20 protein-coding genes and 2 pseudogenes are annotated in these 23,878 nt (G+C 71.9%); 6 read left to right on the forward strand and 16 right to left on the reverse strand.

All coding sequences use genetic code 11. The annotated features are described in order from the left end of the window. Nucleotides 1-817: pseudogene (locus ACVNF4_RS15160) on the reverse strand (hypothetical protein); the annotation flags it as partial. Nucleotides 818-889: 72 nt separating this feature from the next. On the opposite strand from ACVNF4_RS15160, the gene ACVNF4_RS15165 reads away from it, so the two are divergent. Next, a complete protein-coding gene (locus ACVNF4_RS15165; protein ID WP_461803336.1) occupies nt 890-2,125 on the forward strand; it encodes a glycoside hydrolase 5 family protein in 1,236 nt (411 codons plus the stop codon). A gap of 85 nt (nt 2,126-2,210) precedes the next feature. Here ACVNF4_RS15165 and ACVNF4_RS15170 read toward each other — a convergent pair whose 3' ends face one another. The 6 genes from ACVNF4_RS15170 to ACVNF4_RS15195 form a co-directional block, all read right to left on the reverse strand. Further along, complete coding sequence (locus tag ACVNF4_RS15170; protein WP_461803321.1) at nt 2,211-3,707, reverse strand: glycoside hydrolase family 3 N-terminal domain-containing protein; 1,497 nt, start codon at nt 3,705-3,707, stop codon at nt 2,211-2,213. A gap of 118 nt (nt 3,708-3,825) precedes the next feature. After that, the gene (locus ACVNF4_RS15175) at nt 3,826-4,755 is read right to left on the reverse strand and encodes an LAETG motif-containing sortase-dependent surface protein (RefSeq protein WP_461803322.1); all 930 of its coding nucleotides are present in this window, start codon (nt 4,753-4,755) and stop codon (nt 3,826-3,828) included. 625 nt (nt 4,756-5,380) lie between these two features. Beyond that, nucleotides 5,381-6,334: an ion transporter gene (locus ACVNF4_RS15180; protein ID WP_461803337.1), complete on the reverse strand. Its 954-nt coding sequence runs from the start codon at nt 6,332-6,334 to the stop codon at nt 5,381-5,383. Nucleotides 6,335-6,502: 168 nt separating this feature from the next. Continuing rightward, a complete protein-coding gene (locus tag ACVNF4_RS15185; RefSeq protein WP_461803323.1) occupies nt 6,503-7,468 on the reverse strand; it encodes a Dyp-type peroxidase in 966 nt (321 codons plus the stop codon). Between the two features lie 252 nt (nt 7,469-7,720). Next, complete coding sequence (locus tag ACVNF4_RS15190) at nt 7,721-8,554, reverse strand: alpha/beta fold hydrolase (protein WP_461803324.1); 834 nt, start codon at nt 8,552-8,554, stop codon at nt 7,721-7,723. 184 nt (nt 8,555-8,738) lie between these two features. Continuing rightward, a complete protein-coding gene (locus ACVNF4_RS15195) occupies nt 8,739-9,569 on the reverse strand; it encodes an AraC family transcriptional regulator (RefSeq protein WP_461803325.1) in 831 nt (276 codons plus the stop codon). An 88-nt stretch (nt 9,570-9,657) separates the two neighbouring features. Here ACVNF4_RS15195 and ACVNF4_RS15200 point away from each other — a divergent pair, with 88 nt between their 5' ends. Next, nucleotides 9,658-10,335: an SDR family oxidoreductase gene (locus ACVNF4_RS15200; RefSeq protein ID WP_461803326.1), complete on the forward strand. Its 678-nt coding sequence runs from the start codon at nt 9,658-9,660 to the stop codon at nt 10,333-10,335. A 116-nt stretch (nt 10,336-10,451) separates the two neighbouring features. Next, on the forward strand, nt 10,452-11,216 hold the full coding sequence (locus tag ACVNF4_RS15205; protein WP_461803327.1) for a peptidoglycan-binding domain-containing protein: 765 nt from the start codon (nt 10,452-10,454) through the stop codon (nt 11,214-11,216). Here the strand turns inward: ACVNF4_RS15205 and ACVNF4_RS15210 are convergent. From ACVNF4_RS15210 to ACVNF4_RS15220, 3 genes are read right to left on the reverse strand one after another with little or no spacing between them, the layout of a single operon-like run. After that, complete coding sequence (locus tag ACVNF4_RS15210) at nt 11,213-12,184, reverse strand: ABC transporter substrate-binding protein (RefSeq protein WP_461803338.1); 972 nt, start codon at nt 12,182-12,184, stop codon at nt 11,213-11,215. The genes ACVNF4_RS15205 and ACVNF4_RS15210 overlap by 4 nt on opposite strands. A 20-nt stretch (nt 12,185-12,204) precedes the next feature. Next, on the reverse strand, nt 12,205-12,960 hold the full coding sequence (locus ACVNF4_RS15215) for a heme ABC transporter ATP-binding protein (RefSeq protein ID WP_461803328.1): 756 nt from the start codon (nt 12,958-12,960) through the stop codon (nt 12,205-12,207). Between the two features lie 5 nt (nt 12,961-12,965). Further along, nucleotides 12,966-14,006 (reverse strand): FecCD family ABC transporter permease, encoded by a 1,041-nt coding sequence (locus tag ACVNF4_RS15220; RefSeq protein WP_461803329.1) that lies wholly within the window; start codon nt 14,004-14,006, stop codon nt 12,966-12,968. 277 nt (nt 14,007-14,283) lie between these two features. Here ACVNF4_RS15220 and ACVNF4_RS15225 point away from each other — a divergent pair, with 277 nt between their 5' ends. Next, on the forward strand, nt 14,284-14,796 hold the full coding sequence (locus ACVNF4_RS15225; protein WP_461803330.1) for a S1 RNA-binding domain-containing protein: 513 nt from the start codon (nt 14,284-14,286) through the stop codon (nt 14,794-14,796). Here the strand turns inward: ACVNF4_RS15225 and ACVNF4_RS15230 are convergent. Together ACVNF4_RS15230 and ACVNF4_RS15235 are read right to left on the reverse strand one after the other, a co-directional pair. Next, entirely contained in the window at nt 14,785-15,450 is a 666-nt protein-coding gene (locus ACVNF4_RS15230) for a GNAT family N-acetyltransferase (RefSeq protein WP_461803331.1), read from the reverse strand. The genes ACVNF4_RS15225 and ACVNF4_RS15230 overlap by 12 nt on opposite strands. Further along, nucleotides 15,443-16,555: a hypothetical protein gene (locus ACVNF4_RS15235; protein ID WP_461803332.1), complete on the reverse strand. Its 1,113-nt coding sequence runs from the start codon at nt 16,553-16,555 to the stop codon at nt 15,443-15,445. The genes ACVNF4_RS15230 and ACVNF4_RS15235 overlap by 8 nt, the downstream gene beginning before the upstream one ends. Nucleotides 16,556-16,648: 93 nt before the next feature. Between ACVNF4_RS15235 and ACVNF4_RS15240 the strand changes: the two genes are divergently transcribed. After that, on the forward strand, nt 16,649-17,458 hold the full coding sequence (locus tag ACVNF4_RS15240; protein WP_461803333.1) for an alpha/beta fold hydrolase: 810 nt from the start codon (nt 16,649-16,651) through the stop codon (nt 17,456-17,458). Here ACVNF4_RS15240 and ACVNF4_RS15245 read toward each other — a convergent pair. The 4 genes and pseudogenes from ACVNF4_RS15245 to ACVNF4_RS15260 form a co-directional block, all read right to left on the reverse strand. Further along, nucleotides 17,448-20,558, reverse strand: a complete 3,111-nt coding sequence (locus ACVNF4_RS15245) for a hypothetical protein (protein WP_461803339.1) — start codon at nt 20,556-20,558, stop codon at nt 17,448-17,450. The two genes, ACVNF4_RS15240 and ACVNF4_RS15245, sit on opposite strands and share 11 nt — an antisense overlap. 47 nt (nt 20,559-20,605) lie before the next feature. Beyond that, nucleotides 20,606-21,718 carry an ATP-binding protein gene (locus ACVNF4_RS15250; RefSeq protein ID WP_461803334.1) on the reverse strand — a complete coding sequence of 371 codons (1,113 nt, stop codon included), beginning with the start codon at nt 21,716-21,718 and terminating at the stop codon, nt 20,606-20,608. 20 nt (nt 21,719-21,738) lie between these two features. Continuing rightward, nucleotides 21,739-23,103 (reverse strand): VWA domain-containing protein, encoded by a 1,365-nt coding sequence (locus tag ACVNF4_RS15255; protein WP_461803335.1) that lies wholly within the window; start codon nt 23,101-23,103, stop codon nt 21,739-21,741. Next, nucleotides 23,100-23,774, reverse strand: a pseudogene (locus ACVNF4_RS15260) (hypothetical protein); the annotation flags it as partial. The gene ACVNF4_RS15255 and the pseudogene ACVNF4_RS15260, both read right to left, overlap by 4 nt. Here ACVNF4_RS15260 and ACVNF4_RS15265 point away from each other — a divergent pair. Continuing rightward, the coding region (locus ACVNF4_RS15265; protein WP_461803340.1) for a hypothetical protein at nt 23,698-23,878 on the forward strand (181 nt) is incomplete at its 3' end. The pseudogene ACVNF4_RS15260 and the gene ACVNF4_RS15265 sit on opposite strands and share 77 nt — an antisense overlap.

Genomic DNA, 23,878 nt, shown 5'->3' on the forward strand with positions numbered 1-23,878 from the left:
CCGCGCGCAGGGCCGCGCGGACGGCGCGGCGGCCGATCCAGAAGCCGCTGCCGTCATCGCCCAGGAGCCAGCCGTCGCCGCCGGAGGTGGCCGTCAGGACGCGGCCCCGGACACGGGCGGCGACCGATCCGGTGCCGGCGATGAGGGCGAGGCCGTCGGTGGGGTGACCGGGGGCACCGGCGAAGGCGGCCTCGATGTCGCTGTGGATGGTGATCGGCGGGAGGGGGATGCCGAGGCGTTCGAGGGCGGCGGTCAGGGCGGTGCGGGCGTTGCGGCGGCCGGGTTCCTCGGACGGGGGCTCCGGGTCCGGCACCGCCGTGGCCCTGTCGGCCGGGATGGCCGGTGTTGTCGAGGTCGGCTCGCCGGTACGGGCCACTGCCGTCGCCGCCTCTTCGACCGAGGCGAGCGGCGCTGCCGTCGGCGGCTGAACCGTACGCGTACGAGCCGCTGCCGCTGCTGTCTCCGACCCAGAGCCGTTCCCGTTCTCGCCCTCGCCCAGCCTCCCCTCACCCCGATCTCCGCTCTCCCCCTCCTCCCCCGCCCGAACGCTCGCCGCCCCCGCGAACCCACCGGCCACGGCCACCACCCGTCCCGGCGGAGCCCCCCGCAGGGCCGCCCCGATCGCCTCGACCAGATGCTCGGTGACCCGCTCGACGGGCACGGTCAGCGCGTTGCCGGGCCCGGAGACGCCCTCGCCCAGGACGTGCCCGTCGTGCGCGTCGGCGAGGACGGCGCGGGTGCGGGTGCCGCCGGCGTCGACGCCGAGGACGTACGCCGGTCCGACAGAGGCCAGGGTTTGGTTCAAATCACTATTCATCGACACCCATGGTGGTTGATACATTCGCCGCAGACAAGGTCCGAACCGGATCCGCGACCCGAGGAGCACGCCATCAGCACACCCCCGCCCGCCACGGAACTCCGCTTCGGCGTCAACTACACCCCACGCCGGGGCTGGTTCCACGCCTGGCACGACTTCGACGCGCAGAGTGCCCGCGAGGACCTCGCCCAGATCGCCCAGCTCGGCCTGGACCACGTCCGCGTCTTCCATCTCTGGCCGCTCCTCCAGCCGAACCGCACCTTCATCCGTCCGGCCGCCGTGGACCAGCTGGTCCGCCTGGTGGACCTGGCGGCGGAGGTCGGCCTCGACGTCATGGTGGACGGCGTCCAGGGCCACCTGTCGAGCTTCGACTTCTACCCGGAGTGGACCCGCAGCTGGCACCACCGCAACGTCTTCACCGACCCGGAGGCGATCGAGGCCCAGGCGGCTCTCCTGCGCACCCTCGGCAAGGCCCTCGCCGACCGCCCCAACCTCATCGGCCTCCAGCTCGGCAACGAACTCAACAACCTCGTCGAGCACAACCCGGTGACCGCCGCCGAGGTCGACCACTACCTCGACACCCTCCTCGCCGCCTCCCGCGAGGGCCTCGGCCCCGCCGGCCTGGTCACCCACTCCGCGTACGACGCGGCCTGGTACGGCGACGACCACCCCTTCACCCCGGAGGCCTCGGCCCGCAAGGGTGACCTCACCACCGTCCACCCCTGGGTCTTCTCCGGCGACTGCGCCCGCCGCTACGGCCCCCGCTCCCCCCAGGTCCACCACCTCGCGGAGTACGGCACGGAGCTGGCGAAGGCCTACGCCACCGACCCCGCCCGCCCCGTCTGGGTCCAGGAGACCGGCGCCCCCGAACCCCACATCCCCGCCGACGACGCCCCCCTCTTCGCCCGCGAAACCCTCCTCAACGCGGCGAGCTGCACGAACCTGTGGGGTGTCACGTGGTGGTGCTCCCACGACGTGGACCGGAGCCTCGCGGACTATCCCGAGCTTGAGTACACGCTGGGGCTGTTCGACTCGAAGGGCGGCGTGAAACCCATCGCGGAGGCGATCGAGGAGACGGTCACGGAACTCCGAGCGCACCCTCTGACGCCGTCGCCGCGTACGACGGCGCTGGTCCTGGACTGCACGCCGTCTACGCGTTCGACGTCGGGTCCGGGGGGCGAGTTCTTCGAGGCGTGGATGAGAATGCGCGCAGAGGGCGCCCGACCGGCGGTGATCCTGGCAGAACAGACAGAGGATGCGGAGTACTTGGCGGCAAGGGGCGTAACAGAACTGATCAACGCCGGTTAAGCAGTTGTCCTTTTAGGGGCGCGGGGAACTGCGCGATCAGCCACAACGGACCCGCACTCGCCGCACAACCCGCACCACCCCACCGCTACCGCGCCCCCACCACCACCTCAGCCACAGCCCGAAGATTCACCCTCCCTCGCCCATAAGACAGCACAGCCCCCTCGTCCCCCACCCCAGGCAACCCAGTCGCCACCACCACCGCGTCAGGCCGCGCCCCCACCAGCGCCCCCCGCACCCACCCCTGCCACGGATACAACTCGGCATCACAGGTAGCCACCACCAACGGCCTCCCCGCAGCCGCCCGCAACACCTCCTCCACCAACCCCTCCCCGTCCTCGGGCTCCCCGGCGACAGCTCTCCCCGAAGCCGAAGGATCGACCTCCCGCACCGCGCTCACCAGACTCTCCCCACCCCAGTTCAACGCGGGATGCGGCCGGGGAAACAGATCCACGACATACGCCCCCTCCACGACGGCCCCCAACTCCCCTCCCCGCACGGCCCGTCGAGCAGCGACCAGCCCCGCGTCCCACGTCTCGATCGACCCCGGCACGACAGGAACGGCATACCTCTCGGCCAGCCTCGCCACTCTCCCGGCCGCCTCCAACACCCGCCCCTCGGACAGCGATCCATCCCGCAGCGCACCCAGCACCGCGTCCCGGCAAGCCAACGTCGTCCCCAACTCCGGCACGGCCACGATCACTTGATCCGCCCCCGCCCCCAGCGCCAGCCGAGCCCCCGCAGCCTCCCCGTACCGATCGGCGATGGCCTTCATCTCCAGCGCGTCACTGACGAGCACCCCGTCGAACCCCAACTCCCCCCGCAGCAACTCCCCGAGGATGCGAGGACTGAGCGTCGCCGGCAGCGCGGCGTCCAGCGCGGGGAACACCACATGTGCGCTCATCAGCATCGGCACCCCCGCCGAGATCGCCGCCCGGAACGGCGCGAGGTCCAGCTCCTCGAACGCCCGGGGATCGACGGCGAGTTCATAGTGACTGTCGGTGACGGTCCCCCCGTGCCCGGGAAAGTGCTTCGCGCAGGACGCCACCCCACGTGCCTCGGTCGCGGCGATCCAGGCTCGCAGATGCCGGGCGACGACCTCGGGGTCGGACCCGAACGCCCGGGTGCGGACGATGGGGTTCTCCCCCCGGTGCTGAAGGTCCGCGACGGGCGCGTACGACGCGCCGATGCCGAGACTCGCGAGGTGCGCGGCGAGCGCGTCCGCGCAGGCGGCCGTCAGGGCGGGGTCGTCGACGACACCGAGGGCGTAGTTCCCGGGCACCTCGGGCGCCCCGGCGGTCACGAGGTGGCCGATGCCGCCGCCCTCGTTGTCGATGCCGATCAACAGGTCGGGGCGCAGGGCCCGCAGGCCGGCCGTCAGCTCGCGCACCTGGCCGGCGTCGCGGATGTTGCGGGTGAAGAGGATGACTCCGCCGAGCCCTCGCTCGATCAGCGCCTTCAGGTCGTCGGGCACGGTGGTCGTACCGGCGAATCCGGCGACCAGGCAGCGGTGGGCGGCCTCGTCGAGGGAGGCGGGCAGAGCGGGGCGCGCAGTAAGGGTCACCCCCGAGATCCTCTGGCTCACCCAACCGAAAGTCAACACAGCCGAGGATTTTCTCATTCAGACGGCCGCCTGCGCCAGACACGCGAAAGGGCCTCCCCGCCGGAACATCCCGACGGAAAGGCCCTCCGAAGCCGGACGGCTACTGCGCCGACCCCTTCTTCCGCGACCGGTTCGCGAAGAACATCGCGCCCGCACCGACGGCGACGACGACAGCCGCGCCCCCGGCGATCGGCCCGACCGGCGTGCTGGAGCCCGTCTCGGCCAGCGGCGGGGTGGACTCGCTGGGCGAGGGGGTCGGGGTGGTGGGCGGCGGGGTCTCCAGCGGCGGCACCTCGGGCGTGGTGGGCGGAGTCGTCTCCGAGACCGGCTTGCTGGGCGAGGGCGCCGGCGGGGTGGTCTCCCCGGCGGGCGGCGGCGTCGTCTCCGTGGCCGGCGGCGTGGTGGGCGCCTCGGGGGTGGTCGGCGTAGACGGCGGCGGGGTGACGCCGCCCTCCTCGCACGCCTTGTCCCCGCCGTTCCAGGCGGCGATCAGGTGGTTCGGAGTGACGATGTTCCCCGGCTGGTAGGGCGCGGGGCCGTGACCCTCGCCGGTGCCGCCGTCGTAGGTGACGTCGTCGCCGTAGAGGTCTATCTGCCCGTAGCAGTCCGGCGTCTTGACGCTCAGCTTCTGCCAGGTGCGGCCGTCGTCGCTCTTGCCGGCGACGTCGTCCTTGCCGAGGTAGACGGAGTTCTTCTCGACGAGGGTCTGCTTGCCGGAGGTGTACCAGTTCGGGCCCTCCGTCGTGTACTTGGCGAGGGAGACGGGGTACTTGCAGTCCGCGCCGATCTCCTGGCCGGGGGCGAGGCGGACCTCGACCTTGTCGAGGCCGCTGCCGAAGGTGCGGAAGCCACCGGCGGACGTCCAGTCGCCGCCTTCGAGGCGGTACTGGATGGTGGCGGAGGAGCAGCCGGAGGTGGCGCTCGCGGGAGCCGCCGCGAGCAGGGGCGCGGCGGAGGCGGCGAAGGCGGTCGCCGCGAGCAGCGCCAGGCTCCTGGAACGCCGCGAAGGGGAGTACTGCGTACGGGACAAGTTGAGGCCTCTGTGCAGTCGTGTGATGGGAGGTGACTCTGATGCGAGCGTTCGACGCAGGCGGAAGCATCCGCGGACATGCGTGGAGGGGGGTACTCGCAACGCCCCACCTGCTCCTGCGAGCGCGATGAGGTTGGTTGAATAATGATTCACTTTCACAACCTCCGTCAATCCAGCACCACTTCCCCCCGCGTAAAATGGGTGTCAACCCCTACCTGTCGACTCCTCTTCACCGCGCCGCAAGTTGACGCGCCTGGTCAGCCCGCTGCGAGAACCCCCGCCGGGTCACCGGAGTTGAGGATCATCCGCCGCAGCACCTTGACGGTCGTGACGTAGTCGGCGTCGTCGATGCCCTCGTGCATCCGTTCCCGGACGGCGGGAGCGTGCCGCCCGATCTCGGTGCGGGCCGCCTCTCCTGTCGCGGGTGATCCTCCCCTTGCCCAGCATGGCCTCCGCCTCGGCGACGAGATCGTCCCCGGTACGGAGGCAACTCGTCATTGCCTTACGGCGAGAGGTCGTGGCGGGAGAGGTTGCGGAGGATCCAGAACTGGGGCTGAGAGGTACCGGAGTCGGTGAGCTGTTGGGTGGTCATCACGTCACCGTAGAACCTCAAGTCAGTTTGAGATCAAGGCCGCATTCTGCCCGCCCCCGCGAGGTCCCGTTCGAGGTCGTCCAGGGCCTGGCGCGCGGCGCTGATGCGGGCCAGGAGGAGTTCGTCCCTCTCCGCCGAACCCAATCCCTCCCCCACACCCAGCCCCTCCGCCGGACCCGACTCCGCCGCCGCCCCCAACTGCTCGCGCCGCCCGGGAGTTTCCGCGTTCTCCCGCTCCAACGCCTCCCGCTCCATGTCCCGCGCCTCGTCCAGCGACGTGATCACGACCCCGATGAGCACATTGACCAGCACGAACGATGCCAGCAGCACGTACGACGCGTAATAGACGAGGCTCCACCGGGAGATCTCAAGGCCCGAGTGCACCGCGTCCCCGATCCCGTCCAGTGTCATGAGGAGGAACAGGGTGAGGACGGCCCGCCCGATGGAGCCGTAGTGCTGCGGGTCCTCGCGGCTGAAGAACACCCAGCCGACCATGGCGTACACGTACAGCAGCAGCGCCCCGACCAGCAGAAAGCTCAGCGTGCCGGGCAGGCTGCGGACCACGGCGACCAGCATGACCCGCAGCTGCGGCAGGAACCGCGCGCTGCGCAGGACGCGGGCGAGGCGCAGGAGCCGCAGGATCGTGGTGTTCTCCCGGACGACCGGGAGGAACGTCGTGAGGATCACCGCGAGGTCGAAGAGGTTCCAGGGGTCCTTGAAGAAGTCCCGGGGCCGGTCGGCGTGCGCACCGAGCCGGACGAGGAGTTCGACGGTGAAGACGGCGAGACAGACGTGCTCGGCGAACCGCAGCCCGGTGTGCCAGCGGGACACCAGCCCGGCGTACGTCTCCACCCCGAGGAGCGCCGCGTTGAAGAGAATCACCGCGAAGACGGTGAGGGCGAACCAGCGGGACTCCGCGACCGCGCGGCAGCGGTCGGCCAGTTCCTGACGGGCGGTCTTCCCCGGCGCCGCCGCGACGGCGCCCATTTCGACGGCGTTCGCTTCGATCGCCCGGTCGTGCATGTGCGGCATCCTGCTGCCCTAGCTCCTTCATCACGCGTACGAGAAGGGCACCCCCGGTCAACCCGCCCCGCACCAGGGCAGGTTGAGAGATCACCCGGGGATACTTCTACAGGACCGTAGAGTGCTCGCGCCTCAGCGGGCCGCCAACCTCTTGAGAAGATCCACGGGCGGGACGAAGAACAGGGTGCCGGTGACGGCCTCGGAGAAGTCGAGGATCGGGTCGGGTCCGGTGTCCTCGGTGCCGAGGAACATCCGGCGCAGCATGGTCTCCGGGACCTCGGGGTCGCGCGCGTAGGCGATGAAGTACGTGCCGAACTCACCGTGCCCCGGCCGCCCGAACGGCAGCGCGGCGCGCAGGATCCGCCGCTCCTCCCCGTCGGAGCCGATGACCGTGTTCACGTCGGCGTGCGAACCGGGCCGCTCCAGCTCGATGTTGGTCGCCTTGGTCCGCCCGATCACCCCTTCCTGCTCCTCGGTGGACAGCTTCTCCCACGCCTGCACGTCGTGCAGGTACTTCTGGACGATCGCGTACGAGCCGCCCGCGAACGCCGGGTCCTCCGCGCCGACATAAGCGGTCTCGGCGGCGGTGAGGCCGACCGGGTTCTCCGTGCCGTCGACGAAGCCGAGGAGGTTGCGGGCGTCGAAGTAGGTGAAGGCGTGCACCTCGTCCTGGAGAACGGTGACGTCCCGCAGCCGCTTCACGATCTCGGCGGCCAGCGCGAAGCAGAGGTCGGGGCGGCTCGCGCGGAGGTGGAGCAGGAGGTCGCCCGGGGTGGCGACGGCTCGGTGCCGGGGGCCTTCGAGGGGGCGGAAGGGGTGCAGGGCGGCGGGGCGTTCCCCGGCTCCGCAGATCCGGTCCCAGCCGTCGGCGCCGATGCCCGCGACGCAGGTGAGCCGTCCTTCGGGGTGCCCGAAGCCGACCGACCTGACGAGTCCGGCGAGCCCGGCGAGCAGGTCCCGGACCACGGGCTCACCGCCGGGTTCGACGGTGAGGACCAGGAAGACGGCGGCGGAGGCCGGCGCCCCCGCCGGTCCCACGACGGGCTGTGCCCGCTCCCCATCCGGCCGGTGTTCCGAAGCAGACCAGGACGACGACATGGCTCCCCTCCCTGCGGACCTCTTGCCGGGCCCGGTGACGTACGGAAATGTGCTGGTGTCCGCGCACCGGACGTCCTCGACCGGGCGGCACCCCCGTGATCATGCCCGGCGGATCCCCTCCCGAAGTGCACGCCCGGAGCGACGGCTTCCACTCTCCATTTTCCCGCGCTCCCCTCCAACGGCGTCCACACGATCCGTCCCTCCCTCGACCACCACTGCCCCCACCTTCGCAGACGCCACTGACAACGCCCCCTACTCCCGCAGAAACCCGCCCACCACCTGCGAGAACGCCTCTCTCCCGTCCATCCACGGAAAGTGCCCGCCGCCCTCCTGGACCACCACCTCCGACCCCGGGAACACCCCCGCGACCTCCCCCACCACCTCCGGCGGAGCCACCACGTCCACCTCCCCCGCGACCACCAGCACCGGCGCCCCGAACCGCCCGAGCGCCGCACGCGTGCGTGCCGGGTCGTACGCGCCGTCAGCCCCGTACGCCTCCAGAATCACCGGATCCAGTGATTCGGCGGTGTGCTGCGCCCGTGCCGCCGCGTCCCAGCGCCCGTACGAGAACGGGGCAACGGCCTCCCAGTCGCCCCCTTCGCCGGCGACGATCGCCTCAAGGGCCGCGTACGCCTGCGGGAACCAGGGTTCACGCCGACGCAGCCGGGCCGTGGCCAGCCTCAGCTCTCCGGGTACCGGCAGTCCGACGGCGCGGGTGCTCGGGGTGACGAGCACAAGGCGGTTCACACGTCCGGGGTGCCGCTCGGCGTACAGGGCGGCGAGGTTCGCGCCCGCGCAGTGGGCCAGGAGATTCATCCTTTCGAGGCCCAGGTGGACGCGGAGTGCCTCGACGTCGTCGACCATGCGGTCGCAGCGGTACGTGTCGGGGTCGGCGGGAGTGGCCGAGCGGCCGGTGCCCCTGGGGTCGAGGCGGATCAGGCGGTGGTGGTCGGTGAGGCCGCCGAGGTCGCCCAGATAGGCGGAGTCGGTGGGGCCGCCGGGGAGGCAGACGAGGGGGGTGCCGTCGCCGGTGGAGCGGAGGGCGAGCGGGGTGCCGTCGGGGGCGGGGAAAGCGTCGTACGTCATGCGGGTCGGGCCTTTCGGGGTGCCGTTTCCAGGGCACTCCCGGTGGTCGACCTCGGGTCAGACGCGCCGGCCGGTGTCGTCGGGGGTGAGTGCCCTGCCTGGTCCTGCGGTGATGGGTCCCACCTCCTCGGTAGACGCCTGCGATGGTTCACGGCCGTGGCGGTGCACGGCTGCGGTGAGATTATCAGCCCACCCCGTTGCTGACCGCCGGGTCCACCGCCCGAGCCCTGCGATAGACACTCGGACTCACCCCGTACACCCGCTTGAACGCGGCGCTGAACCCGAACGCGTCCGCGTACCCCACCTTCCGCGCGACCGCCCCGACCGTCTCGCGCGTCCCGGTGAGCCAGTCCGCCGCGAGGTTCATCCGCCAGGTGGTGAGGTAGGTCAGCGGCGGGGTCCCGACGAGCCGGGCGAACCGGTCCGCGAGCGTCGTCCGGGACACCCCCGCCTCGGCCGCGAGCCCGACGAGCGTCCACGCGCGTTCGGGGGACGCGTGCATGACCCGCAGCACCGGCCCGACGACGTCGTCCGCGAGCGCCCCGAACCAGCCCGGCGGCACGTTCCCGGGCCGGTCGAACCAGCCGCGCAGCGCGCACACCAGCAGCCAGTCCAACAGCCGGTCCTGGACGACGAGTCCGGCGCCGTCGGCCGATCCGTCGAGGAAGTCCAGGAGCGGCGTGCACCCTTCGTGGCCGGGCACCAGCATGACCTCCGGCAGCACTCCGACGAGCCGCCTCCCGACGGCGCCCCGGGCGTCGTGGACGCCGGTGAGCAGGGTCGTGCGGTCCGTGTCGGAGCGCAGCCGGACGGGCTCGGGGCCCCGGACGACGACGGTGTCACCGCTCCGGACCGTCTCACCCCGGTCGAGGTGGGCCGTGCCGCTCAACACCACGCACAGTGTGAGGGAGTTGCCGCCCCCGAGGGGGACCGACCAGGGTGGTGGGAGGTCGGTGCGGCGGAGTCCGGCCCCGTCCGCGCGCACGCCCTGCAACAGATCGTCGAACGGCTCCATGAGAACACCCTAGGGCTTGGACGATCAGGCAGTTCCCCCGGACGATCGGCCATGTCCCCCGGTTTGACGCGCCAGTTGACTGAAGGGCATGACGACTGACACGGACACGATTCTGGTACTGGGCGCGACAGGAAAGGTGGGCCGACGACTCGTCCCGGCGCTGCGGGCGTCTGGACGGCAGGTGAAGGCGGCGTCGCGGACCGGCGCGGTGCGGTTCGACTGGCACGAACAGGACACCTGGGCAGGGGCGTTGGAAGCGGTGGACGCCGGTGTCCGCCGGTTCACGGCGCCGTCCGGACGAGGGATGGACCGTGTTCCGGTCGGCGTCTTCGCGGGAATGGCCGCCGGGGAGAAGGCGGTTCAGGGGTCCGGGGTGGAGTGGACGGCGCTGCGGCCCAACAACTTCCAGCAGAACTTCGACGAGGACGCCTGGCAGGCGCCCCTGCGTGCCGGACGGCTCGCCCTGCCGGCCGGTGACGTCCCCGAACCCTTCGTGGACGTACGGGACATCGCGGAGGTGGCAGCCGTCCTGCTGACGTCGGAGGGGTTCCAGGGGGAGGTGTACGAAATCTCGGGGGCGCGGGCGCTGACCTTCGCGGAGATCGCAAGCGCGGCCCAACGACCCCTTACTTACGAGGAGTTGACGCCGGAGGAGTACCGTGCCGACTTGCTGGAGCTGGGGTATCGGAAGGAGGCCGTGCACGATCTCGACCCCCTGTTCGCGATGATGCGGACGGGCCACTCGGCCACGCCCACATGGAACTGACCGCGGGTCACAGCCCAGTCCAACTCCCGCACCCACCCCTCCACTTGTGGAGACCCGTGAAGATTGAATGTGGAACTTCCGCATAAGATCGGAGATCTCATGGAGAGGGACCAGGCGTGAGCGAACACAACGGCAGGGCTGCGTCCGGGGACGAGGACGGACCCCGGGAACCCGCCCAGGGCTCGGGGTACAGCTTCCTCCCCGAGCCCGGCGAGGGTTCGGGCCCGGGGAACTTCCCGGAACCCGACCCCGAGCCCGACACCATGCCCCTCCCCCGGGTCGACCCCGGTCCGGACGAGAAGCCGCCCGCCAAGCGCAGCCGTATCGCCCTGGTCACGATCACCGCCGCCACCTTCGCCATAGCGGTGGGGGTCGTCGTCGGCGTCTCGATGTACCGGACGCCGTCGCGCGCCGACCACATCCAGGACGACCTGCGCGAAAGCGTCCCGGAGCAGATCTCCGCCGGCGCGGGACCCACGTCCGGCTCCCCGAGCCCCTCCACGTCCACGAGCCCGTCGTCGGCGTCACCCTCGGCGTCGAAGTCGACCAGTACCTCGCCGACGGCGTCCCCGTCGCCGTCCCCCTCGGCGACCGCGACGGCCGCCCCCACCGCCGTCCCGGACCCCACCCCCAGCCAGGACGACGGCGACGGTGCCCCGCGCGTCCTGCGCCTCGGCGACACCGGACCCCAGGTCAAAGAACTCCAGCTCCGCCTGAAGCAGATCGGCCGCTACGACGGCACGGCGAACGGCGTCTACGACGAGAGCGTCCAAAGCGCCGTCCGCACCTACCAGTTCACCCGTCTCATCCTCTCGGACGAATCCGGCGTGTACGGCTCGGTGACCCGTGAGTCGCTGGAGTCCGAGACCCGCAAGCCCTAGGAGACCTTCTTCAGGTACGCGCCCAGCCGGGCGATCGCCGCCGGGTTGCGGGGGCTCTCGACGAGGTCGACGTAGTCGAGGACGAAGATCCGCTTGTTCCTGACGGCGGGGACGTTCTTCAACGGCGCGTAGGAGAGCAGGAACTGCCGCTTCTGCTCGGCGCTGACGTTCCCGTAGTCGCAGATGACGATCACGTCCGGGTTGCGGGCGACGACGGTCTCCCAGCCGACGGTCGTCCAGGAGTCGTCGACGTCGTGCATGACGTTCTCGCCGCCGGCCGCGCTGATGATCTGGTCGGGCGCGGCGTACTTCCCGGAGGTGAACGGCGCGTCCTGGCCGCTGTCGTAGAGGAACACCTTGGACCGCTTCGCGGGTGCCTTCACCTCGGCTATCTCCTTCTTGAAGGAGGCGATGAGGGTGGCCGCGCGCTGCTGGACGCCGAAGAGTTCGCCCAGGTTGGTGAGGTCGGTGTAGAGGGCGTCGAGAGGCGGCATGATGCCGCGCGAGGCGTCGGTGCGGCCGTTGCGGCAGGACTCGGTGAGGATGTAGGAGGGGACGCCGAGCTTGGCGAGCGCGTCGGGGGTGAAGCCGGCGTCCTCGCGGAAGCCGTAGTTCCAGCCGGCGAAGACCAGGTCGGCGCGGGCGTCGAGGACGTTCTCCTTGGTGAGCTGGTCCTTGGAGAGCCACTTGACCTTCTGGTAGCCGTCCTTCCACGGCACGCTACTCAAGTCGCCCTTGTCGTCGGGCATCGCGAACCCGGCCATGCGGTCCTCCAGTCCGAGCGCGAACATCAGCTCCGTGATGCCGACGTCGTTGGTGACGACCCGCTCGGGGACGTGGTCGTAGGTCACCTTCTTGCCGCAGTTGGTGATCGTGACGGCCTTCGAGGCGGGAGACGCCGTCTTCTCCACGGAGGCTCCGCACCCGGTGACGGTCAAGCAGAGGGCGACGGCGGCGAGTTGGCGCAGGGAGGGCATGTGGGGGTTCCTTACAGGCGGTCGAGGAGGAGTTGGACGGCGCCGGTGACGGGGTGGCGCACGGGGTGGGCCCGGACGCCGAACACCTCGGCGAGCAGGGCGGGTCGGAGGACGTCCTCGGGGGTGCCGGAGGCCACGACGCGGCCCGCGTCGAGGACGTACAGCCGATCGCAGTACGCGGCGGCCAAGTTGAGGTCGTGGAGCGCGGCGAGGACGGTCAGTCCGGCGTCGCGGACGAGGGTCAGGACGTCCAACTGGTGGCTGATGTCGAGGTGGTTGGTGGGTTCGTCGAGGACCAGGACGCGCGGCTGCTGGGCCAACGCCCTTGCGATGAGGACGCGTTGACGTTCGCCGCCGGACAGCGCGAGGAAGCCCCGGTCGGCGAGGTGGCCCACGCCGGTGGCCGCCATGGCCTCCTCGCAGATCTTCCGGTCCTCGGCGGCGCCGCGCCGCTCGTGCGGGAGGCGGCCCATCGCGACGACCTCGGTGACCGTGAAGTCGAACTCGGCGCCGGATTCCTGCGGGAGCGCGGCCAGCACCCGGGCGGCGGCGCGCGGGTGCATCGTCCGCAGATCCTCGCCGTCGAGCCGGACCGCGCCCTCGTCGGGCCGCAGTGCCTGGTAGACGCACCTCAACAGGGTTGACTTCCCACTGCCGTTGGGGCCGACGAGGCCGACGACCTCGCCGGGTTCGACGGCGAGCCGGATGTCGTCGACGAGGCGCGCACCGGCCACGGTGACACTCACGCCGTCCAGGTCGAGCCGCATGCCGCTCACCACTTTCCGCCGAAGGCGTGGCCGCCGCGCCGCATCAGCAGCAGGAACGCGGGGACCCCCACCACGGCCGTGATCACGCCGACCGGGAGTTCGGCGGGGGCGACGAGGAGCCGGGACAGGACGTCCGCCCAGACCAGGAGGACGGCCCCGGCGAGCGGGGCGAGGACCAGCACCCGGCGGTGGTCGGCACCGACGGTCATCCGCACGAGGTGCGGGACCATCAGCCCGACGAACCCGATCGCGCCGCTGACGGCGACGAGGGTGCCGGTGACGGCGGCCGTCACGAGGAACAGCTCCCGCCGCAGCCGTCCCGGCCGCACGCCGAGGGAGGACGCCGTCTCGTCGCCCATCGCGATCGCGTTGAGCGCCCCCGCCCGGCGGCGCAGCCACGCCCACCCGGCGCCGACGGTGACGGCGGCGATCGGCACCTGGGCCCAGGTCGCCCCGCCGAGGCTGCCGAGCAGCCACATCATCGCCGAGCGGGCCGCCTCGCCCCGGCTGGCGCTGAACACCATGACGGTGGTGACCGCCTCGAAGCCGTACGCCAGCGCCGTCCCCGTCAGGATCAGGCGCAGCGGGGTGAGGCCGCGCGGGGTGCGGGCGACGGCGTAGACGAGGACCATCGCGGCCAGCGCCGAGAGGAACGCGGAGACGGACAGGGCCCAGACGCCGAGGGCGGCGAAGGCGCCCATGAGGATGACGGCGTTGGCGCCGACGGCCGCGCCGGAGGAGATGCCGAGGACGAAGGGGTCGGCGAGGGCGTTGCGGACCATGGCCTGGACGGCGACGCCGACGGAGGACAGTCCGGCGCCCGCGATCGCGCCGAGGACGACGCGGGGCAGGCGTATCTCCCAGACGATGGTGTAGTCGCCGGCGTCCTGTGCGGAAACGGTTCCGCCGGTCAGGCCCGCCCACAGGAGGCGCAGGGAGTCGCCGACGCCGACGCCGGAGGAGCCGAGGGTGACTCCGGCGAGCAGGGAGAGCAGCAGCAGGAGTGCGAGGGCAACGGTCAGCAGCGCGAGGGGGGTTCGGCGCACGGCGGTCCTTCGGGTGAGGCCGCCGGGAGACGTCGTGCGGGAAGGCACCTTGCGGGTCCCCTCTCGCAGTCCACGGCGAGCGGTCGTACGGGTCGCGTGCCGGCCGTGGGCGATCGGGCTCGCGCGGAAACGGTTCCGCGCACACCGTTGCGGGTCAGCGCCGGATTCTCACCGGACTTCCCCCGCGGGAGGCGAAGGGAGCCTAGCAAACGGTTTCGCCGCGTTTGCAGGGAGCCAAGGGTTCCCCCTGGCGCCAAGGTGTTGCGAGACTGCCCCCGTGATCCCCGCCGCCCCCGAACTCCAGGCCTTCCTCGAAGCCCTCACCCCGGGACGGCACCTCTCCGGCCGCATCGCCGCCATCGAGTCCTTCGGCGTCTTCGTCGACCTCGACGACGGCCCCCGCCACCCCGTCTTCCCCGGCGTCGGCTTCATCACCCACCCCGACCTCTCCTGGTACCGCTTCACCTCCCCCTCCGAGGTCGTCACGGTCGGCACCCCTGTCACCTGCGTCTTCCTCCACCACGACACCTGGAACGCCGAGGCCCGCCTCTCCCTGCGCGCCCTGCACCCTGACCCCCTCCATGCCTTCGCCGCCACCGTCCCCCTCGGCACACACCTGCGGGGCCGCGTCACCAAGGCCGTCCCTTTCGGTGTCTTCGTCGAACTCGCGAAGGGTGTCGAGGCGCTGCTGCGCGAGTCCGGACCGCAGGAAGGTGAGGAGGTCGAGGTGGTGCTGACGGAGGTGGACCAGGAGTGGCGTCGGGTGAGCGTCGGGCGGTCACACCGGTGAGCCCGCCCGCACACTCACCTGCTCCCCCACCTCCCGGAACCCCAGCTTCTCCGCCACCCGCCGCGACGCGTCGTTCCCCGCCCGCCACTGCGGCAGCAGGCCCGCTTCGAGAGCGTGGCGGACGGCGGCGGAGGCGGCTTCGCCGGCGAGGCCGCGCCCCCGGGCCTCGGGGGCGGTGAGGACGCACAGGTGGGCGGTCTCGGCGGGCCAGCGTTCGTACCCTGCGGCGGCGAGGACGCGGGAGCCCTCGCGGACGACGAACGCCGGGGAGTCGATGTCGGCGAGGGCGGACTCCGCCGCGTCCCGGGGGCCGACGGAGCGCAGGAAGGAGCGGACGGATTCCTGGGGTGTCGCTGTCGTGGCAGGGGTGGTGGTGCCGGGCGGCAGGTAGGCGAGGGTCGCCGGGCCCAGGATGTCCGCGCCGGAGGGGAGCGCGCGCAGGCTCGGCAGGGCTCGGCGGGCCGCGCGTGCGTCGGGGACGGTGATCAGGACCGCGTCGCCGATGCGGACCAGGCCGGTCCAGGCCGGCGGGCAGAGGCGGGAGTCCGGGGAGACGACGACCCGGGTGCCGCCGTCGGGAGGGAAGGTGGCCCCGGCGCCCGCCAACTCCTCCCACAGCCGTCGGACCCGGGTCAGCAGCGTGTCGTCACCCATCCCCGGACCGCACCCACTCCAGCACGGCGGCAGCAGCCTCCCGTGCCCCACCGCTCCCGAAGCGCTCCAGCAGCCCGGCGGCCCGCCCGCGCCCCATCCCGGCGGCCGACTCCGTGACCCGGCGCGCGAACCGCCCGTCTCCGGCCCCGCTCAACTCCCGCAGCGCGGCCGTCAGTACACCGGCCATCTCCGGGTCCCCGTCCCCGAAGTCGACCGCCGCCCCGAAGTCCGGCCAGTCGATCCGCCCGTCGCAGCAGCCGTGCCCGGCGACGAGTTCGGCCTGGCGAGCCTGCGTCGCGTTGGTCGCAGGCAGCAGCACCGTCGGGACCCCGCTCACGGCGGCGTCGTAGATGTTGCCGAGCCCTGGGGTCATGAACGCGTACGGCGCGTCGCGCAGGAGCCCGAGGATCTCGCCCCGCCGGCAGGTGGTGACGGTGACGCCGGGCACGGACGTCCCCAGCGCGCGGACGACGGCGTCGCTCGTCACGACGATCACCGAGTACCGCTCCGGCACCCCGCCCCGCACACCCTCGACAACGAGCCGCGCGTACGTCTCGACCTCGTCGGCGGCCCAGAACGGATTGCACAGCCCGCCCAGGTCGACGACGACTCGGTCCCCGCCGCCGAGCCATCCGGGCCCGGGTTCCACGAGTGGCGGCACCACCACCGTCCGCCCGGCCAGCAGCGGTTCCCCGGCGACCCGTTCCCGCACCCCGAAGAAGTCCTGCGCGAGGTGCAGCACGCCCTCGTCCTGGACGACGGGCCACAGCCCCGGCCAGAACCAGGCGAGCGCGTCGTAGACGGCGACCCGGAGACCGGCCTGCCGGGCCGTCAGTCCGATGGCGAAGTCCATGGAGGTGAGGAGTGCGTCGTACTCCCTCGCGAGGCCGCGCAGGAGGGCGAGGCGGGCGGGTTCGGCCAGGCCGGTGATGTCGTGGACGGCCGTGTAGGGCGGCCGGTGCTGGAGATCGAGTGTGTGCCCGCCGCCGACGTACGCCACCTCGGCGCCGCGCGCGGCGAGTTCGTCGGCGAGTACGGCCGAGGCCGCCGCCGGGCCAAAGCCGAACGCCTCGGCGTTGAGCAGAATGCGCGGTCCGTCACCCATCAGGCCCCCTTACCTCGCCCCACACGCCACCCGTACGCTGAGTAGGCATTCAGTAACTGTAGGTCGTGTGACCGTACTTCACCGGGAGACTCGATGAATTCACCCCCGCGAGCCGGCACCCTCCCGGTCCCCGGCGCGACGCTCTACCACGAGACGCGCGGCACCGACGGCCCGCCGCTGCTGCTGCTCGCGGGCGGCAACTCGGACGCCGCCGTCTTCACGGACCTCGCGGACGCGCTCGCGGCCGATCACCGCGTCATCTCCTGCGACCCGCGCGGCAATTCGCGCAGCGTCCTCGCCGGTCCACCCGTCGACCAGCGGATCGAGGAGCACGGCGAGGACGTCGCGCGTCTCCTCGACCACCTCGTGCCGGACGGCGAACCGGCGCGGATCTTCGGCAGTTGCTCGGGTTCGCTGGCCGCTCTGCACTTCGCGAGCCAGTATCCGGAGCGGGTGGCGGCCCTCGTCGTCCACGAGCCGCCCGCGTTCCGCCTGCTGCCGGACGCGCAGGAGTACCTGGACCTGGTGGAGCGGGTCCGCCTCACGCTGCGGACGGCGGGTGAGGCCGCCGCGATGGAGACGCTGGCGGTGCTGTTCGGCGGCAATCCGGCCCCCGATCTCCCCGAGGCGCACGACAACACGCGCTTCTTCATCGCCCACATGCTCCACCCCTCCTCCTCCCACCTCCCCGACCTCACCGCCATGACCCCGCTCTCCGGCCGCCTCGTCGTCGCGGGCGGCGCGGGCTCCCGCGACCAGACCATCCACCGTCCGGCGCTGGCCCTCGCCGCCGAACTCGGTCTGGATCTCGTCGAGTTCCCGGGCGGTCACGCCGGATACGCCCGCCATCCCCGTGAGTTCGCGGACCGGCTGAGGTCGGTCGTCGCGGACCTCACGAGCTGAGCAGCGCCGCCAACTCCCTTGCCGTCTCGGGGTGTCGGCTCAGGAGCGCGGCGCCCCGCACGGCCGTCCACCCCTCGTCGCACCCCAGTAGTCCGGCGAGCGCGTCGCAGGTCGCCGGGTGTGCCGCGAGGAGCGCGCAGGACGCCGTCCGGGTCACGGACTCGCCCTGCTGCGGGGCCTGTTCGCGCCACGGCGGTGTCCACGCGTCCAGCGCGGGCAGCCGCGCCGGGAAGAGCCGGTCCGCCTCGCGGATGAGGAGCGGGGCCAGTTCGGCGCCGCCCGCGCGCAGGGTCGTCACCAGCGTCGGCAGCCAGGGCAGGAGCACCTGGTCGGGGAGCCGTCCGAACGCCCGGGAGACGGCCTCGACGACGAAGTCCGCGAGCTGCGGCACCGGTTCGAGGGCGTGCAGGAAGCCGCTCAGGTAGCGCGGGTAGGCCGGGACGGTCAGCGGGCTGGACAGCAACGCGTCGCAGCGGGCGCCGAGTTCGGCGCGCGGGAGGGTGCCGAGGTGGGTCTGGGCCGCCCACAGCAGGGCCGTCTTCGCGGTGTCCTCGGGGTGCGACTGGGCTACGGCCAGCTCCAGTTGGGTGCGGTCGCAGCCGAGGGAGAGCGCGAGGCCCTCCATGCCGAACAGGAAGCCCAGCATCGCGGCGACCTGCCGGACGGTCGCGTCCTCGCCGGTGAACGCGGTGGGCAGCAGCGTGCAGTAGTGCGCGTAGCCCGTCTTGACGAACGACTCGATCCAGCCCGGGAGTTCGGGCTCCGCGGTGCGGTAGTACGCGAGCAGGCGGCGCACCCTCCTGAGCACCTCGGGGGCGCCGTCCACGGTCCGTTCCCGGGCGAGGACCTCCAGTGCGCGCGTGCCGAGTTCGTCGGCGAGGCGGCGGCTGCGCAGGTACAGCGTGGCGTCCTCGACGGCTTCGAGGACGGTCGCCGCGGTGGCCTGCGCGCCGTACGCGGTGCGGCGCAGCCGCTGTTCCAGGACCTGTTCGACGCTGACGCCCTCGTAGCCCAGCTCGATCAGTTCGCGCTGGTGCGTGCCGAGCGCCAGGTCCCAGGACTCCTGGATCGACCGCTCGCCGAGCACCCGCTCCCCCATGATCGGCCGCGCGGCCCCCTGCGGGAGCAGCCTGCGCAGGATCCACAGCACGTCGGAGCAGGCGGCCAGCTCCGGCTGTCCGGCGATGTCCAACAGCGCGCGCCGCACGCCGCGTTGCTGGAGTTTCAGGTTCAGCGGGGCCAGCCGGTCGTGCACGTCCCGCGCGAGCGGGGGGAGCGCCTCGTACCCGACCTGCCCGATCCGGTCGCCGCCCATCATGATCTCGACCAGCCGCCCGACGTCCCGCCGCCCCGGCACCGAGTCCTTCTCGATACAGGTCACCGCCGCGTCCTGGAAGTCGTACGGCGTCGGCTTGGCCCGGTCCCGCATCCCCGCGAGCAGGATCGACGTCTCGAACACGGCGATGGCGTCGGCGGTCGAGGCGAGATACCCGTTGCTCCGCGCCGCCCGGACGATGTCCACCGACCAGCCGAGGAGTTCGGCCTCGTCCATGGGGTCGAGGGCCGGGGGACGCTGGAGGAATCCGGTGAGGCGGTCGGGAGGGGTGGGGACGTCGGCGGGCCCACCGAAGGACTGTGCGGCGGCGACGGACGCAGCCACCGCACTCGGCGTCACAGCCACCACGCTCCGCGCCGACCCGGCAGGCCCGGCAGGCCCGGCAGGCCCGGCAGCTCCGGCAGCTCCGGCAGCTCCGGCAGCTCCGGCAGCTCCGGCAGCTCCGGCAGCTCCGGCAGCTCCGGCAGGGGCCACGGCCTGGCCTGGGGGCGCGTTCAACGTGTTCCCCGTGATGCCCGGCGCCGTGCCGGAGCCGTCGGGCGTCGCGTCTTCGGACCTGGACAGCGTCTCGCCCGATAGGGCCGTTGCCGTGGGCGCCAGGCTCGACGGCCGTGCGCCCGGCTCCGACGCGGCTTCCGTCGTCCCCGCAGCGCCCGCCGGTACGCCCGACACGACCACCCCAGGTACCGACGCCGGTCCTGCCGCGCCCGGAGAGCCCGCTGCCTCCAGGGCCCCCGTCCCCGCCTTCTTCCCCCGTCCCTTCCCCGCCCCCGCCAGCCGGAACGGCTTCACCCGGGTCCGTTTGAGGTTCTTCGCCCACTCCGTCGCCGCGATGGACACCGCCCCGGACGCGAGGCCGAACTGCGCCTCGATGGCCGAGTTGCTGGACGGGATCAGGCCGTGCCGCCACTTCGTGCCGCTGGGCGGGGTGATGGTGAAGGTGTCGGTGCCGTCGATGCCGAACTCGGCGACGTGGCTGGCCGCGTGGAAGGCGCCGCAGACGTAGAGGCAGTCGGCGGGGTCGGCGCCGCTCGCGGCCAGGTGCTGCCGCATCCGCGTCCACATGTACCGCTCACGGTCCTCGTCGGCCTCCACGCGCCGGCTGTCGCCGGGGGCGAGGCGGCGGAAGAGGCTGCCGATGAGGAGCATGACCTGGCGGTAGGTGTCGTGATCGCCGTCCCCGAGGGGCAGTTCGACGTACTGGTGCCACCACTCGGACCAGTGCCGCACCCGCCCGTGCCGCAGGAGGTGTTCCTCCAACTCGGCGAACCGGGGCCGCAGATCACCGATCTCGACACCTACGGCGTCACCGTGCAGCGCGCTGTCCTCGACGGCACCGCCGCGCGGACTCTCCCACTGGAAGACGTGGTCGGCGGACCGGTCGACGAGGACGAGTTCGACGCCGGGCGTGTCGAGGGCGTAGGCGATGGCCTGGTACTCGGCGGACGCCTCGGTGACCGGGGCGACGACGGACAGCGGCGCCCAGTCGACGGGGAACCCCTCGACCTCCCCGGCGAACGCCTGGACGGCGACCGGCAGACGGCAGTTGCGCAGTTCGGTGAGGAGCGGCGCCATGTCCTCGCACAGCTCCAGATAGATCACCCGGGGCTGCTTCTCGCGCAGGCGGCGGGCCATGGCGAGCGCGGACGCCGGGGAGTGGTGGCAGACGGGGAAGATCTCCAGGGGTTCGCGTATCGCCCGGTCGACGTCGTCGACGATGCCCCGCAGGATGCCCTCCAGGGCGTCCGGTCCGTCGGCGAACATCCGTGCCGCCTCGTCGAGTTGGGCGCGCAGCGCGCCGAAGGTGCCGTTCACGACAGGCTCGCGATCGCGGCACGGCCGCCTTCGAGGAACTCGGGCCACGAGCCGCCCTCTTCCTTGCCCCGGGGTTCGACGACGCCGTGCAGGTATTTGTTGAGGATGGCGAGGTCCTCGGGCGCGCGCCGGGCGAGGGAGCCGACGAGGGAGGACGCCAACGTGCGTGCGGTGAGCGCCTGTCGGCCGAAGAAGTTGCTGTGCAGGATCGCGTCCTCCAGGACGCCGATCTGTTCGGCGGTCGACAGCGCCGACTCCAGTTTCTCGTCGTCGCTGCCGGCGGCGGCCGAGGAGGCGCGCAGGTCGGCGAAGCTCTGGAGGAGGACGTCGAGCAGCGTGGGCGGGACGTCCAGTTCGATCTGGTGGCGCCGCAGCAGCTCTTCGGTGCGGAAGCGGACGATCTCCGCCTCGCTCTTCTTGTTCGTGACGACCGGGATGCGGACGAAGTTGAAGCGCCGTTTGAGCGCGGAGGAGAGGTCGTTGACGCCCCGGTCGCGGCTGTTGGCGGTGGCGATGACCGAGAACCCGGGTTGGGCGAACACGATGTTGTCGCTGTCGAGTTCGGGGACGGAGATGTACTTCTCGGAGAGGATCGAGATCAGCGCGTCCTGGACGTCGCTGGTGGAGCGGGTCAGCTCCTCGACGCGGCCGATCGCTCCGCTCTCCATGGCGGTCATGATCGGCGAGGGGATCATCGACTCCCGGGACTGGCCCTTGGCGATGACCTGGGAGACGTTCCAGGAGTACTTGATGTGGTCCTCGGTGGTGCCGGCGGTACCTTGCACGACGAGGGTGGACGTGCGGCAGATCGCGGCGGCGAGGAGTTCGGCGAGCCAGCTCTTGCCGGTGCCGGGGTCGCCGATGAGCAGGAGGCCGCGGTCGGAGGCGAGGGTGACGATCGCCCGCTCGACGATGCTCCGGTCGCCGAACCACTTCTGCGGGATCTCCCGCTCCAGCCCGTCGGCCCGCTCGGAGCCGAGGACGAACAGGCGGATCATCTTGGGCGACAGGCGCCAGGTGAACGGCTTGGGGCTGTCGTCGACGGACTCCAGCCAGTCCAGTTCCTCGGCGTACTTCAGCTCGGCGGGGGCGCGCAGCAGGTCGGACATGTCAGGGCCTTTCTGGCTGGTCAGGTGAGGAAGTTCTTGAGTTCGTGGACGAGCTTCTCGATGCGGCCGGAGATCACGGGGGTGCCGAGCGCCTTGAACCGCTCCCGGAACCAGGGGTTCACCTCTTGGCGGCCCGAGCTGGTCACCGAGCCCACGGGGATGAACTTCACCCCGGAGCGGTGAACGGCCTCGATCCCCTCCAGCAGCGGCTGGGAGCGGTCGAATTCGTAGAAGTCCGAGATCCACACCATGGCGGTGCTCGCCGGTTCGGTGATCTTCGGGCGGGCCATGGCCATCGCGATCGGCCCGTCGTTGCCGCCGCCGAGGTTGGTGCGCAGCAGCGCCTCGAAGGGGTCGTTCACCCACGGCGTCAGGTCGATGACCCGGGTGTCGTACGCGATGAGGTGGACGTCCACCTTCGGCAGTCCGGCGAAGATCGACGCGAGGATCGTGCAGTTGACCATCGAGTCGACCATGGAGCCCGACTGGTCGACGACGACGATCAGTCGCTGCGGGGTCGTCTTGCGGGCCGTGTGCCGGTAGTAGAGGCGGTCGACGTAGAGCCGTTCCTCCTCGGGGCTGTAGTTGGTGAGGTTCTTCCAGATCGTGCGGTCGAGGTCGAGGTTGCGGAAGACGCGTTTGGGCGGGACCGAGCGGTCGATCGCACCGACGGTCGCCTTCTCGACCTGGGTGCGCAGTACTTCGGCGACCTCGTCGACGAACCGGCGGATGAGCGCCTTGGCGTTCGCGAGGGCGACTCCGTCGAGGTTGTTCTTGTCGCGCAGGAGCTGCTCGATCAGGGACATGCTGGGGGTGAGCCGCGCGGCGAGTTTGGGGTCGGCGAGGACCTCCCGCAGGTGCATACGGCTGACCAGGTCGGCTTCGAGGTCGGCGAGTTCGGGGCCGATGGGGCTCACGCCCCTGCCGCCACCGCGCAGTTCGCCCGGCGCGCAGCCGAACGCCCGCTCCAGCCAGCCCGCGTCCGCCTGCCAGCGCGCCAACTGCCCCGCGTCGACGGCCCCGGAGCCGGTCGCGAACACGTTCAGCAGCACCTTCGACATCAGCGCCGCCCGCCGCACCTCGGCGGCCCGGTCCCGCTCCCCGTCCAGCTCCTCCACCCGCGCCAGGGCGTCGATCTCCCCGGCCAGCTGAGGATGCCGCTGCACCACGGAGTCCACGGAGGCCCGCGGATCCAGCAGCGCGGACGGCAGCCCGATGTCCTCGACGACGGCGAGACTCGCGGACTCCAGCGCGGGCCGCTCCTCAGGGTCGAAGAGGCGCGCGAGCAGCCGCCAGTACAGCACCTGCCGCCGGTTGCCGCAGGCGTCGTCGGGGACTGCGTCCGGGAACGCCTCCGTGGACGTTCCTGTGGGTTCGCCGGTCATTTCCTCAACAGCCTTCCGGCGCGCTCGCGCAGGACGGTCACGGCGTCCGTCGCCGCCTTCTCCGCCTTCGCGCCCGCCTTGTCGGTGGTCCCCCCGGCCCACGCGCCCGCGTGCAGCGCGACCGGCTTCTTCCGGACGACGGTCTCGACGGCCAGCGGCTGTACGGCGAACCGTCCGCCGTCCCACCGCAGCAGCCCGATGCAGGCGCCCGACGCGGCCACGGCGTCCGGTGTGAGCGGGCTCGCGACGGGAATGCGGTCGGTGTCGACGGCGAGGTCCTGTCCGGCGACGGTGAACGTGAGCCGGTCGCCGTCCTGTTCGGCGGTGTAGCCCTCCAGGAGCACCGGTACGGCGAGCCGTGCCGGGTGCCGGTCCAGGGGTGCCGTCGGTGCGGTCGCCGCCGTGGGCAGCGCCACCCGCGCGGTGGTGAACGCGTCCGCCGGTTCGCCCACGCGCGCGTGGCCGTCGTCCCAGAGGAGGTCGCCCTGCGCCGTGACCGGCATGCCGTCCAGCTCCATCGCCCGGCCTTCGCCGAGCGCCGCGAGCAGGGACATGTGCGGGCGCAGGAGCTGCCACACACCCGCGCCGACGACCGTGTCCGGCTTCGGCGCCGACACGCTCGCCCGCACCAGCCGGGGCGTCCCGCCGTCCGCCGGTTCGAGCACCGCGTTCCTCGACGACGACGGCCACTCCACCGAATCCTGGCGCATGCACGCGGCTGCTGCCGAACACTGGCGCGACATCTCCGACCGGCACCACGAGGTGCATGCCCTGA

Source organism: Streptomyces sp. S6, assembly GCF_054880855.1.